General features: G+C 70.5%; 1 protein-coding gene. It reads left to right on the top strand.

All coding sequences use genetic code 11. The features are described 5' to 3' along the window. Positions 1 to 68: 68 nt before the first annotated feature. Positions 69 to 281: hypothetical protein (locus tag VR44_RS40675; protein ID WP_157880579.1), on the top strand; the 213-nt coding region annotated here is incomplete at its 3' end.

Below are 281 nucleotides of genomic sequence, written 5' to 3'. Positions count from 1 at the left end.
CCCACATGGACGGCAAGACCCTCAACGGGTGGAACGCCGCTGCTCAACTGCCCGTCCTCTGCCAGGACGTGGCAGCCGCAAGCCTGCGGTGCGGCGAAGTCGGCCCGCTGCCACCTGCGGACCGCCCGACGGACAACGTGACCACGGCGATCAACGGCTACGCAGTCGCCTGCTACGCAGCTAAACTCGCCAGCGAGCAAGCCCTCATCTACGCCAGCGCACGCGGTGACGACACCACCGCCCTGGCCGCGGCCGGCACGCGGGCCCAAGCTGCCCTGGAC

It is taken from the genome of Streptomyces katrae (genome assembly GCF_000966975.1).
Lineage (GTDB): Bacteria > Actinomycetota > Actinomycetes > Streptomycetales > Streptomycetaceae > Streptomyces > Streptomyces katrae.
This window is presented reverse-complemented; position numbering and strand designations above follow the sequence as displayed.